The following is a 12,377-nucleotide window of genomic DNA, read 5'->3' as shown; positions in this document are numbered from 1 at the left end:
TCAGTCCTCCTCGATGGCGGCCATCGCCGCCGCGGTGATCAGCAGGGGGGAGCGGGGCAGTCCGAGCACCGCTCCGGCGTAGGCGTGCGCGGCGAGTTCCTCGGCGCCCGCGACGTACGCCCATCGGGTCCACCGGCCCAGCCGCAACGCGGGCACGCCGACCGCCGCGCGCAACTCCGCCGCGTGCCGATGGGTGATCCGCTCGTGGGCCCGCTCGTGCAGGACGGCGGCCGCCCGGACCGTGCCCGGCGGGAAGCGGTCGGTCCAGCCGAGGCGCGCGACCACTGACTCGCAGTGCGCCACGGTGTCGGTGAACAGCTCGATCCGGCCGCGACGCGGCAGATAGCGAGCGACCACGGACCGATCACCGCCCGACCGCTCGACGACCACGGCGCCGTCAGCCGGTTCGGTGTGGTCGGCGGCCAGGTCCGCACCGAACCGTTGGGCGGCGATGCTGATCCGCCGGAGCTGGGCGTCGTCCCGGCCCTCGTTGGTGGGCGTGCCGCGCAGCAACCGGATGCCGAGTTCGACGTCGTCCACCGCGTCCAGCCGACGCAGGGTCCGCGTCATGCCCGACGCTCCAGCACCGCGACCAGGTCCTCGCGGCGGTCCCGACCCTCCAGCTCCGAGCGGGCCAGTGCGATCAGCGAGGACTCGTCCAGCACACCGGACAGATCGGAGATCCGGGGGCCGACCAGCAGGCGCAGCGCAGGGGCCCGGCTGCCGCCGTCGCCGTAGCTGGTCAGGTCAGCGACCGCGCGGGGCAGCATCGCGGTGCCGTCACCGACCGTGCCCTGCTCGACCCGGGCGTCCGGTGAGGCGAAGCGCACCACACCATCGAGGTCGAGCACCCGGACCGGGTGTTCGGGGCCGCCGCCGAGGCGCCACCAGGGTCGCCGTCGACGCGCCCCGTACACCCGGTGCGCCGCCGTGCTGGCCAGCACCTGCGCCTCCTCGGGCGGCACACGCAGGCTGCGGGCCGCCAGCCGGTGCAGATCGTCGTCGGACAACCGGCTCGACCGGTCCTGGGTGCGCAGCTCGGTCGCCCCCGACGCGACCGCGCGGACGGTGTGGGACTGCGGGTCCACCGTGACGTCGACCGAGACCTCGTGCGGGTCGGCGCCCTGCGCGATCACCGCCTGTTCGGCCTCCCGCCGCACGCCGAGGATCTGCTCGTCGGTGGCGCCCGGGATCACCCGCTCGACCTGTTCGCGGATCAGGGCCAGCGCGACGCCGATCGGACTGATCACCTCGGCGTGGTCGGCGATCCGCCACTCCAGCTCGCCGACATGTCCCGCGAACGGGGTGACCGCGGCAGCGCCGCCACCGCCGCCGACCAGCACCACCTGGTCCTCGGGGAGTCGGTAGTCCTTGATCAGGGCGCGCACCACGTCCAGCACCGGCTCGGTACCGGTGGCCAGCACGCGCTGGGCGGCGTCCCGCACACTGAGGCCGAGGGCCTCGGCCACCGGGGTCAGGGCCAGCGCTGCCACCTCCTGGTCGGCGCGGGCGTAGTCCTGCTCGCCGACCAGCCCGAGGGCGTTCGCGGCGCAGGTCAGGGTCAGGGCGAACCGGCCACCCGGCCCGTCGAGCACCAGGTAGTCCGACGGGTCGCCGGGCACCGGCGCGACGGTGGACAGCCGGGCTCCGGTCAGGTCGTCCGCGGAGGCGAAGCAGGCGTACGGCAACCCCGCGATGTGTGCGCTGCGCGGTCCGACGCCGACGACGCTGCGTGCGCCCAGGTCGGCCCGCACCATCGACCCGCCGCCGACCCCGACCGCGCGGACGTCCAGGGCCGACAGGAAGGTCGAACTGCCGCCGAACTCGGTGTACTGCACCGCCACCCGGCCGTTCCGGATCACCGAGATGTCGGTGGAGGTGCCGCCGGTCTCCAGGAACACCCCGTCGGTGACCTTCTCCTGCATCAGTGCGCCCGCGACCCCCGCTGCCGGGCCGGAGAGCACGGTGAGCAGCGGGCGGCGGCGCATCTCGTCCAGGCTCATCACCCCGCCGTCGCACCGCATCACCATCAGCGGCGCGGTGATCCCGGCCCGGGCGATCGAGTCGGCGACCAGATCGGCGGTGGCGAACATCCGCGGCAGGATCACCGCGTTCAGTACCGCGGTCCGGGTGCGCTTGCTCAGGCCGTACAGCGAGGAGATCTCGTGTCCGGCGGTGACCAGGAAGCCGCGGGACCGGGCGGCGTCGGCGACCAGGTCCTCGCCCTCGGCCACATCCACCGAGAACGGCTCGCTGACCACGACCGACCGGATGCCCGCCGCGTCGAAGCGGTCCAGCACGCCCCCGATCGCCGCCGCGTCGTGCGGGTCGCGCAGGTGCGCGTACTCCACCGGAAGGTGTTTGCCGGGGGCGATCTCGATCGTGCGCAGACCCGCCAGGCGCTTGGTGAAGACCGCCGACGCCCCGGTGCCGATCCCGATCAGCCCGACCGGCGCGACATCGCCCTCCAGCAGCGCGTTGGTCGCCTGGGTGGTGCCGTGCGCCAGGAACACCACGTCCCGAGCGGACCGGCCGACCTGGTCGAGCAGCTGGTGCAGGGCGGTGACGATGCCGTGGGCCACGCCGTCCGGGTGGTCGTGGCTGGTCGGGGTCTTGGCCTGGCCGACCAACTGCAGGGTGGCCGCGTCGATCGCGACGGCATCGGTGAAGGTGCCGCCGACGTCGATGCCGACCCGGAGCCGGGCCGGGGCGCTCACGTCCTGGTGTTCCACCACGTTCGTCTCTCCTCCTCGGCGGGGCTGCCGCCGGTCGTGTACCGGATCGCCGTCGACCCGGGTCGTTCAGTAGCCCTGCACCTCGGGCCAGTGCCGCTCGACGCCCTGGGCGTCCAGGACCGCGGCGAAGTCGGCGAACCGGGCCGGGTCGGCCTGGACCTCGCGGGGGGTGAGGCCGTGCCGCAGGCAGTGCACGGCCAACGCGCCGGCGACCTCGCCGACGTTCCACTCCACCGGGTGCAGCCGGTAGCAGCCATTGGTGATGTGCGTGGTGCCGATGTTCTTCCCGGCGGGCAGCAGGTTGGTCACCCGGACCGGCACGAGGGCGCCGAGCGGGATCTCGAACGGGACACTGGCGACGTCGATGTAGTGGTCCCCGGCGGTGGAGGGGTGCAGGTCGATCCGGTAGCTGCCGACCCCGACCGCGTCCGGGTACCGGGTCCGCCTGGTGCTGCCCACGATCGCGGCCGACACGTGCTGCTCGACCACGGTGGTGACGGCCCGGATCCGTCGGGACTCGCGGACGTAGGCGGCCTTGGCCAGACCGTCCGCGCTGCCGGTGACGTCCGGCCGCAGCCGCAGGCCCGGGAATCCGGTGCCTCCGTCCGGTCGCGGCGCCTCGGTCTGCAACCAGTACAGGACGGACAGCGACAACTGCCGGGCCTCGGCCAGCGCACGCTCCCGGGTGGCGTCGTCCACGCCGACCAGCGGGGTGAGCCAGTAGTCGTTCAACGGCCAGTTGACCAGGCAGATGTCGGAGTCGAAGGCGCCGTCGGCGAACAGCTTCCGGGCGAGGATCCGGCGGAACCCCCACAGCTCCTTGTCGCCGGCGTCGGCGCTCTGGTCCGCGCTGACCGCCAACGGGTCCTGATCGGGATTCGGCTCGAAGCTGCGGGTGCCCGCCTCCAGCGTCCGGGGGTCCGGGGCGGTGAAGCTGAGCAGGGGCCCGGTCCAGAACTCCGGCGCGTACGCGCGCCAGAAGTCGTACTGCTCGGGGCGGGGGATGGTGTGGTCCTCACCCTCGTGGTGCGAGACCGCGAAGCAGAAGGTGATGCCCTGCTGGTTCAGCGGGTCGGCCTGCTCGGGCGCGTGCGGCTCGCCGTGTTCGGCCCGGGACTCGGCGCCGGTGACGTGCTCGACGTCACCGAGGGCCAGGAGGTCGCCGGTCTCCGTCGCATCCAGGACGTACTCGCCGACCAGGGTGGTGGTGCGGCCGTCCCGGTCGACCACGGTGACGGCGGCGCAGGTGTCGCCGTCCATCCGCACGGCGACCGGACGGTGCTCGGTGAGCACGGTCAGCAGCCCGGCGCTGCGGTGGGGGGCGAGCAGCTGATCGATCACCGCCACCGCGACCCGCGGCTCGTGGCAGAGCTTGCTGACCCGGCCGGCACCGGGGTTCAGACGTGGGTCGGCGGCCGCCTCCGGGCGCAGGGGGTAGTGCCGGCGGTAGTAGTCGCGGATGCCGTCCCGGAGTGATCGGTAGGCAGCGGTCACCCCGAACTGCTCCACCCAGGGGTGCTCGTCCGGCGGCACCGCCTGGGAGGTGAGCTGTCCGCCGAGCCAGTCGGTCTCCTCGGTGAGGATCGCGCGCCGTCCCGCCCGGCAGACCGCCAGGGCGGCGGCGACTCCGCCGAGTCCACCCCCGATGATGACGACGTCCGTGCTCACTGTCATGGATGGTTCCCCGATCGCTGGCGCTGGGGACGGCGTGCACGCACACGCCGTCGTGTGGTGGGGCGAACCGTGGATCACCCGCTGCTCTGGGACCGTAGGCAGTTATGCGTATTAGCACAACAGTGCGCTGCGCTGCGGTCGAAGATCGCCCGTCGGTTTTCCTTTCAACCATCTCCGCGCAGTCGATTCGCTGGGACGCAGGGTTCTGACGGGAGGACAACATGGCGGGTGTACGGGTCAAGGTGCTGGGAGTGGCGGCCGTGGGTGCCGCCACGGCGGTGCTGGTCGGCATCGGTTCCCAGGTCGTGCTCGGCCGGGTCGCGTCGGCCAATGAGCAGCTGGCGGAGCTCCAGGAGGTCTCCACCGAGGTCGGCGAGATCCGCACGATGAACGCGGACGTGTCCGGCTGGCAGACCGCCTACGCCTGGGACGCCCGCAAGGTCGGCGGCCCGGCCGCTGTCGACCCGCAGAGCGTGAACCGTGCGGGGTTCCTCACCTCCAAGCAGCAGCTGGAGGCCGCGCTGGACGCGGTGGATCCCGCACAGCTGACCGGTGCGGAGGCGGAGACCTTCGCCCAGATCGAGTCGCAGTGGCAGGACTTCTTCGCCGCCGACGACCGGGTGGTCGCCGCCTACCAGAGCGAGGAGCTGGACGCCGGGGACGCCCTGGTGACCGGGGACGCCTACGACATCTACTACAAGCTCGGCGACGCGACGACCACCCTGCTGGACTCGCTGCGCGAGCGGACCGTGACGGCCACCGAGGACGCCGCCAGCGCCGCCGCCACGGGCCGGATCGTGGTGCTCGTGCTGCTGCTCGCCGGGGCAGCGGTGGCGATGGCCCTCGGCCTGCGGATCGCCGGGTCGATGGCCAGGGCCGCCGGCCGGGTGAAGTCGACCGCCGAGGCGATGGCCACCGGTGACCTGACCCGGGTGCCGGAGGTGCACACCAAGGACGAGCTGGGCGAGATGGCGACCGCCCTGGCCAGCGCGCAGCACAGCCTGCGCGGCACGATGGCCGGTGTGGTGGAGACCGCCCAGGCGGTGGCCGCGGCCGCCGAGCAGCTGTCCGCCGCCTCCGGTGAGGTCGCCGCCGGGTCGGATCAGACGTCGGCGCAGGCGGGTGTGGTGGCTGCTGCTGCTGAGCAGGTGTCGCGGAATGTGCAGACGGTGGCGGCTGGTGCCGAGGAGATGGGTGCCAGCATTCGGGAGATCGCGCAGAACGCGTCGCAGGCGGCGAAGGTCGCTGGTCAGGCCACGGATGCTGCTGCGGTGACCAATGATCAGGTCGCGAAGCTGGGGGAGTCCTCGGTGGAGATCGGCAACGTGGTCAAGGTCATCACGTCCATTGCGGAGCAGACGAATCTGTTGGCGTTGAACGCGACCATCGAGGCCGCGCGTGCCGGTGAGGCCGGTAAGGGCTTCGCGGTGGTGGCTGGTGAGGTCAAGGAGTTGGCGCAGGAGACGGCGAAGGCGACCGAGGACATCGCGCGCCGGGTGGAGACCATCCAGGCCGATACCTCGGGTGCGGTGACCGCGATCGGGGAGATCTCGACGATCATCGCGAGCATCAACGACTACCAGTTGACGATCGCCAGTGCGGTGGAGGAGCAGACCGCCACGACCACGGAGATGTCCCGGTCGGTGGCCGAGGCCGCGACCGGCTCGGGGGAGATCGCCCACAACATCACCGGCGTCGCCCAGGCGTCGGCGCAGTCCAGCCAGACCCTCGGCCAGATGGGTGACGCCGTGCGCGAGCTGGCCCGGATGAGCGAGGAGCTGCGGGGTCAGGTCTCGACCTTCCGCTACTGACTCACCCGGTGGGTACGGCCCGGTCCGGCGCCGTACCCACCGTCAGTCGGGTCAGGCCAGCACGTCCAGGGCGCCCTCGGGCTCCCGCACGGTGCCGACCCGCTCCCGCTGGATCACCGTCGGCTCCGCGGACTTCTGCTCCTGGGCCAGACGGGCAGCGGCCTGCTCGACCGCGACCTGCGCCAGCTCCACGGCGAGCTGGTCGGCCTTCACCTGGTCCTCGCCGGCACCCGAGATGCCGTCCTGGGCCAGCTTCTGCTGGGCCTGCACCAGGGCCTTGACCGCTCGGTCGTAGGCGACCTGTGCGGGGGAGCCCACCGCCGGTGCGCGGTTGCCACTGCTGCTGCTGATGGAGATCGTCATGTCGACCCGATCGGCAGGTCGGGCTCAGACCCGAACGGTTTCACCCGACCGGAGGACCTGGGTGGTGACCGTCCGGCGGGAATGCGTCTCGATCGCGACCAGGACGCCGACCAGGACCAGGGCGGCGAGGACGGTGGCCCGGGTGCCGAGTGCGTCCGGCGCGCTGACCAGCGCACCGACCGCCGCACCGCTGGCGAAGGCCAGCACGATCAGGCTCAGCCGGGCGGCGACCACCTTCTGCGCCGGGTTGTAGCCGCCGAGCCATTCGTAGGTCGCGGTCACCAGATTGCGCAGGTTCCCGGTGGTCATCGTGGTGCTGTAGGTGGTCTCCCGCACCAGGCGGAACGTGGTCACCTGCAGCGCCGCCACGAAGGCGACCGCCATCGTGGTCCACGCGGAGGCCAGCGTCGTCGGCAGTGCCGCCACGGCCAGCAGGACGGCGATCTCCAGACCCAGCACGATCCTGGTCGGGTCGCTCAGCCCGGGCAGACCGCGGTGGGCGGCCAGCCACTCGGCGGCGATCAGCCCGAGGATGAAGGCGCCGATGATCGGCAGGTAGTGCGCCGCCTGTGCCCACTGGCCGTGGGCGACATCGATGGCGACGAAGACCACGTTGCCGGTCTGCGCATTCGCGAACACGCCGTCGTGGGCGACGTAGGTGTAGGCGTCCAGGAAGCCGCCGACCACCGCGAGGGCGGCACCGGTGGCGGGGTGCTCGGGGCGGGTGCGGACCTTCATAGCACCATTCTGCACCCAGTCGTCCCATGTCTCTCCGACCAAGGGCCTTGACCTCAACTGCGGTTGAGGTTCTAGGTTCGCAGCATGACCTACGTGATCGCGCAGCCCTGCGTCGACATCAAGGACAAGGCGTGCATCGACGAGTGCCCGGTCGACTGCATCTACGAGGGCAAGCGCTCCCTCTACATCCATCCCGACGAGTGCGTCGACTGCGGTGCCTGCGAGCCGGTCTGCCCGGTGGAGGCCATCTACTACGAGGACGACGTGCCCTCGCAGTGGAGCGACTACTACCGGGCGAACGTCGAGTTCTTCGACCTGCTCGGCTCACCGGGCGGCGCCGCCCGCCAGGGACCGGTGGACGCCGACCACCCGCTGGTGACCGCCCTGCCCGCCGACGTCAACGCCGACCTGCTCACCGACTGAAGGAGTTCCATGTACACCCTGCCCGACCTGCCCTACGACTACTCCGCCCTCGAGCCGCACATCTCCGGCCGGATCATGGAGCTGCACCACGACAAGCACCACGCGGTGTACGTCACCGGGGCGAACACCGCGCTGGAGAAGCTCGCCGCGGCCCGCGAGTCCGGCGACTTCGGCACCGTCCCGCAGCTGGAGAAGGACCTTGCCTTCCACCTCGGCGGCCACAGCAACCACTCGATCTTCTGGCAGAACCTGTCCCCGGACGGCGGTGGCGACCCCGAGGGCGAGCTGCTGGCGGCGATCGTCGAGCAGTTCGGCTCGATGGCGGCGTTCCGGAAGCACTTCGGGGCGGTGGCGACCTCGATCCAGGGCTCCGGGTGGTCGGTGCTCGCCTGGGACCCGGTCGGCGAGCGCCTGCTGGTGTTCCAGCTGTTCGACCAGCAGGGCAACGTCCCCGCCGGGATCGTCCCGCTGTTCATGCTCGACATGTGGGAGCACGCGTTCTACCTGGACTACCTGAACGTGAAGGCCGACTACGTCGCGGCGATCTGGCACCTGGTCAACTGGGCCGACGTCGCGCAGCGGTTCGCCGCGGCACGGGGCCGCTGACGTGCCCACCGTCTGCGTGGTCGGCGCCGGCCCGGCGGGCATCTACGCCGCCCACCTGCTGACCCGGGCCCGGCCCGACGTCACGGTGGACCTGCTGGAGAAGCTGCCGGTGCCCTACGGCCTGGTCCGGTACGGCGTCGCCCCGGACCACCCCCGGATCAAGCGGATCGTCGACTCGCTGCACGAGCTGGTGGCGGCCCCGGCCATCCGGCTGCTGTGCGACGTCGAGGTGGGCCGCGACGTGACGGTCGACCAGCTGCGCGCCCGGTACGACGCGGTGGTGCTCGCCACCGGCGCCGACCGGGACGCGCTGCTGGACGTCCCCGGTCACGACCTGCCCGGCTCCTACGGCGCCGCGGACTTCGTCGCCTGGTATGACGCCCATCCCGACGCCGCCCCGTCCTGGCCGTTGCGGGCCACCGACGTGGCGGTGATCGGCGCCGGGAACGTGGCGCTGGACATCACCCGGATGCTGGCGAAGCCCGCCGACGCCCTGGTGCACACCGACATCCCCGACCACGTGCACGCGGGCCTCGCCGACAGTCGACTGCGGGACGTGCACCTGTTCGCCCGCCGTGGCCCGGCCGACACCCGGTTCTCCCCGCTGGAGCTGCGCGAGCTCGGCGAGCAGCCCGAGGTGGACGTGATCGTGGACCCGGCGGAGGTCGATCTGGACGAGCACGGTCGCCGGATGGTCGCGCAGTTCGGCCCCAAGCGACAGATCGTCGACACGTTGCAGCAGTGGGCGAGCCGCGAGCCGACCGGGGCAGCACGGCGGGTGCACCTGCACTTCTACCGTGCGCCGGTCCGGGTGGACGGCACCGACCGGGTGACCGGAGTGACCGTCGAGCGCACCGCGCCGGACCCGCTCGGCCGGGTAAGCGGAACCGGTGAACAGGAGAGCTACCCGGTGCAGGCGGTCTACCGCGCGGTCGGGTACACCGGCTCACCCGTGCCGGGCGTGCCCTTCGACCCGGTGCGCGGGTCCATCCCGCACCGGGCGGGTCGGGTGCTCGACGACCGGGGCGAGCCGGTCCCCGGGCTGTACGCCACCGGCTGGATCAAGCGCGGCCCGGTCGGTCTGATCGGCTCCACCAAGTCGGACGCGAAGGAGACCGTGGAGTCCCTGGTCGAGGACCTGGTGCCGAACGGGGCCGGGCAGCGGGTGGACGACCTGCTCACCCGCCGCCCGGTCGGCTGGGCAGAATGGCTCCGGGTGGACGCCGCCGAACTCGCCGCCGGCGCCGCCCGTGGTCGGGAGCGCACCAAGTTCGGCACCCGGGACCAGATCCTCGCGGCGGCCTGGGAGCGCGGATGACCCTGCAGCCCGACGACACCCTGTCGGTCGGCGAGGTGAGCCACCGCACGGGGGTCAGCGTCTCCGCGCTGCACTTCTACGAGCGCCAGGGCCTGATCGCGGCCACCCGCACCGCCGGGAACCAGCGCCGCTATCCCCGGCACATGTTGCGGCGGGTGTCGCTGATCGTGATCGCCAAGCGGCTCGGCATCCCGCTGGAGGAGGTCGCCGAGGTGCTGGCCACCGTGCCGCTGGACCGGCCGCCGACCACCACCGAGTGGCAGCGGATGTCCCGGGCGTGGAAGGTCCATCTGGAGGAGCGACGCCGGACCATCGAGCGTCTGGAACGCGATCTGGTCGGCTGCATCGGCTGCGGCTGCCTGTCGCTGAAGGCGTGCGCCCTGCTCAACCCGGAGGACGTCCTGGCCGAGCGCGGTCAGGGCCCGGTGCGGTTGACCGGGTCCGGGTGAGGGATCAGGGTTTGTCGCTCTGCTCCGACTGGTGCGGGAGCAGCGTCGCGAGCGCGACCAGCACCGCGGGGGTCCGTCGGTCCGGCGCCCCGGGTTCGGGGTCCATCGCGGCGCGTTCGGCCTCCGCGATGGCCCGGGACAGCCGCTCGACGGCCTCCGGGTCCGGGGCGCCGTCGTCGATGGACCGGACCAGCTCGGCGGCGGTGCTCAACGCGGTGCCGGTCGCGTCGTCGGGGTAGCGCCCGGGTCCGGCCGGCCCCTCCGCGAGGCCGGGCACACCGGTCGAGGCGGCGCTGAGTGCCCGGTGCGCGTCCTGCGCCGTGCGCGCCGCCTGCACCAGCGCCTCGGACTGCCGGTCCAGACTGGCTCGCCAGGTGCGGTACCGCCGGGCGTTCCAGTTGGCGCGGGCGGAATCCCGGGCCTGGTCGGTGGCGGTGTCGGCGGTGTCCAGGGCGGTGCGCAACGTGGCATCGTCCGGCAGCTCGTCCGCGGCGATCGCGGCGGCCAGTGCGTCCAGGTGCTCGGCGGTGCGCTCCTGCAGCCGGTCCAGTGCCCGCTGCGCCGGGGTGAGCGGAAGTGCCGGGATCAGTGCGTTGACCCCGATCGCGATCAGCGCCCCGACCGTGGTCAGCCCCACGTAGGCCAGCGTGTAGTCGACTGGGTCGGAGTGCCCGATGACCAGCACGAACAGCGCGGAGGTCGTCACCCAGGACCCGGAGGACCCGAGCAGTCGCCACCCGGAGGCCAGCACGCCGAGCAGGACCACGATCCCCAGCGACGGGAACTGCGGCAGCGGCAGCAGATCGACGGCGCGGGCCAGCACCGCCCCCACCGCCATCGCGCCGATCGCCTGGAACGCCCCCTGGGTGGAGGCGCGCAGCGTGACGGCGGAGGCGATCACCGCCCCGAGCGGCGCGTAGTACGGGTACTCGCTCCACGGCCCGGGCACCGCGTGCACCAGCGCCCAGGCGAGCAGCGCGGACACGGTGGCCTTGACCGCGCCGGTCACGCGAGGGTGCAGGGAGAGCCAGGTGCGTAGCGACATATCCCACCAGGGTGACCGTCCGGATCGGGTTCCGCAGGTCGAAGCTGCGACACTGGGCGCATGTGTATCCCGGTGAAGTGCTCCGAGTGCGGCAAGACCACCTGGTCCGGCTGCGGACAGCATGTCGACGACGTGCGGGCGGCGGTCCCGGCCGAGCAGTGGTGCGGTCACGACGTGTCCTGAGCCCGGTCGGGTCCGGCGCTGACGTCGCCGGTGCTCGCGCGTAGCCTGGCCGGATGACGACGGCACCGGAGCTCGTCACCTGGCTGCTGGACACCGATCCCGCGTTGCGCTGGCAGGTGCAACGCGACCTGCTGCACGAGCCCGAACCGGTCTGGCAGCAGACCCGGCGACAGGTCGCCGTCCGGGGGTTCGGTGCCCGGCTGCTCGCTCGGCAGGACCCGGACGGCCAGTGGGCGGGTGGTGCCTTCTTCCCCTGTGGCTTCGACGGGAGCGGTCCGGGCCAGCCGTGGACCGCGACGACCTGGTCGCTGACCAGCCTGCGCGAGTGGGGCGTGGACGCCGCGGCGCTCGGTGACACCGCGGAACGCCTGGCCGCCGTGCGCTGGGAGTACGACGACCTGCCCTACTGGGGCGGCGAGGTCGACGTGTGCATCAACTCCTGGACCCTGTCCAACGGCCTCTGGCTCGGTGCCGACGTCGACGCCCTGGTCGACTGGTTCGGCGCACACCAACTGCCGGACGGCGGCTGGAACTGCGAGTGGATCGACGGCTCGACCCGCTCGTCCTTCCACTCCACCCTGAACGCGCTGCGTGGCCTGCTCGACTACGAACGGCGCACCGGCGACCGGGACCGCACGGCGGCGGTCCGGCACCGGGGCGAGGAGTACCTGCTCACCCGGCGACTGCACCGACGCCTGTCCACCGGCGAGCCGGTTGGACCCTGGACGACGGTCTTCCGGAACCCGGCGCGGTGGAAGTACAACGTGCTGTCCGCCGCCGACTACTTCCGCGCCGCCGGTCGACACGACGGCACACCACCCGATCCGCGACTGGCCGAGGCCATCGGGTTCATCGAGGACGCGCAGCGACCCGACGGGCGTTGGGCTCAGGGGCCGGTGCTGGCGGGGGAGGTGTGGTTCGAGGTCGACGTGCCGGAGGGCGAGGCGTCGCCGTGGCTGACGTTCCAGGCGCTGCGGGTGCTGGAGTGGTGGGCGGGGCGATGAGCGCGACCGGCGGATGGCGCGCTGAGCC

Annotated in this window: 13 protein-coding genes; 7 read left to right on the top strand and 6 right to left on the bottom strand. The window is 72.5% G+C overall.

The features are described 5' to 3' along the window. The 3 genes from HGK68_RS08445 to HGK68_RS08435 form a co-directional block, all read right to left on the bottom strand. Positions 1–570 carry a hypothetical protein gene (locus HGK68_RS08445; protein ID WP_169165562.1) on the bottom strand — a complete coding sequence of 190 codons (570 nt, stop codon included), beginning with the start codon at positions 568–570 and terminating at the stop codon, positions 1–3. Then, on the bottom strand, positions 567–2,735 hold the full coding sequence (locus tag HGK68_RS08440) for a hydantoinase/oxoprolinase family protein (RefSeq protein WP_206155723.1): 2,169 nt from the start codon (positions 2,733–2,735) through the stop codon (positions 567–569). Before HGK68_RS08440 ends, HGK68_RS08445 begins: the two co-directional genes overlap by 4 nt. A gap of 66 nt (positions 2,736–2,801) precedes the next feature. Further along, positions 2,802–4,409 carry an FAD-dependent oxidoreductase gene (locus tag HGK68_RS08435; protein ID WP_169165561.1) on the bottom strand — a complete coding sequence of 536 codons (1,608 nt, stop codon included), beginning with the start codon at positions 4,407–4,409 and terminating at the stop codon, positions 2,802–2,804. Positions 4,410–4,630: 221 nt separating this feature from the next. On the opposite strand from HGK68_RS08435, the gene HGK68_RS08430 reads away from it, so the two are divergent. Beyond that, positions 4,631–6,220, top strand: a complete 1,590-nt coding sequence (locus HGK68_RS08430; RefSeq protein ID WP_169165560.1) for a methyl-accepting chemotaxis protein — start codon at positions 4,631–4,633, stop codon at positions 6,218–6,220. 51 nt (positions 6,221–6,271) lie between these two features. On the opposite strand, the gene HGK68_RS08425 is transcribed toward HGK68_RS08430, so the two are convergent. Both HGK68_RS08425 and HGK68_RS08420 read right to left on the bottom strand, forming a co-directional pair. Beyond that, positions 6,272–6,583 carry a hypothetical protein gene (locus tag HGK68_RS08425; RefSeq protein ID WP_169165559.1) on the bottom strand — a complete coding sequence of 104 codons (312 nt, stop codon included), beginning with the start codon at positions 6,581–6,583 and terminating at the stop codon, positions 6,272–6,274. A gap of 24 nt (positions 6,584–6,607) precedes the next feature. Next, positions 6,608–7,321, bottom strand: a complete 714-nt coding sequence (locus HGK68_RS08420; RefSeq protein ID WP_169165558.1) for a YoaK family protein — start codon at positions 7,319–7,321, stop codon at positions 6,608–6,610. 84 nt (positions 7,322–7,405) lie between these two features. On the opposite strand from HGK68_RS08420, the gene fdxA reads away from it, so the two are divergent. From fdxA to soxR, 4 genes are read left to right on the top strand one after another with little or no spacing between them, the layout of a single operon-like run. Next, positions 7,406–7,744, top strand: coding sequence for a ferredoxin (fdxA, locus tag HGK68_RS08415; protein ID WP_169165557.1), 339 nt, complete (start codon positions 7,406–7,408; stop codon positions 7,742–7,744). 9 nt (positions 7,745–7,753) lie between these two features. Continuing rightward, positions 7,754–8,350, top strand: a complete 597-nt coding sequence (locus tag HGK68_RS08410) for a superoxide dismutase (RefSeq protein ID WP_169165556.1) — start codon at positions 7,754–7,756, stop codon at positions 8,348–8,350. 1 nt (position 8,351) lies between these two features. Continuing rightward, the gene (locus tag HGK68_RS08405) at positions 8,352–9,668 is read left to right on the top strand and encodes an FAD-dependent oxidoreductase (RefSeq protein ID WP_169165555.1); all 1,317 of its coding nucleotides are present in this window, start codon (positions 8,352–8,354) and stop codon (positions 9,666–9,668) included. Further along, positions 9,665–10,117, top strand: coding sequence for a redox-sensitive transcriptional activator SoxR (soxR, locus tag HGK68_RS08400; RefSeq protein ID WP_169165554.1), 453 nt, complete (start codon positions 9,665–9,667; stop codon positions 10,115–10,117). The genes HGK68_RS08405 and soxR overlap by 4 nt, the downstream gene beginning before the upstream one ends. A gap of 4 nt (positions 10,118–10,121) precedes the next feature. Here soxR and HGK68_RS08395 read toward each other — a convergent pair whose 3' ends face one another. Beyond that, positions 10,122–11,162 carry an FUSC family protein gene (locus tag HGK68_RS08395; RefSeq protein WP_169165553.1) on the bottom strand — a complete coding sequence of 347 codons (1,041 nt, stop codon included), beginning with the start codon at positions 11,160–11,162 and terminating at the stop codon, positions 10,122–10,124. Positions 11,163–11,222: 60 nt separating this feature from the next. Between HGK68_RS08395 and HGK68_RS16265 the strand changes: the two genes are divergently transcribed. Further along, positions 11,223–11,345 carry a hypothetical protein gene (locus HGK68_RS16265; RefSeq protein ID WP_281358337.1) on the top strand — a complete coding sequence of 41 codons (123 nt, stop codon included), beginning with the start codon at positions 11,223–11,225 and terminating at the stop codon, positions 11,343–11,345. 53 nt (positions 11,346–11,398) lie between these two features. Beyond that, positions 11,399–12,349 (top strand): squalene cyclase, encoded by a 951-nt coding sequence (locus tag HGK68_RS08390; protein WP_169165552.1) that lies wholly within the window; start codon positions 11,399–11,401, stop codon positions 12,347–12,349. Positions 12,350–12,377 lie beyond the last annotated feature (28 nt).

The sequence above is a fragment of the Cellulomonas taurus genome (genome assembly GCF_012931845.1).
Lineage (GTDB): Bacteria > Actinomycetota > Actinomycetes > Actinomycetales > Cellulomonadaceae > Cellulomonas > Cellulomonas taurus.
Note: the sequence above shows the minus strand (reverse complement) of the source record. Positions and strands in the feature narration are given on the sequence as shown.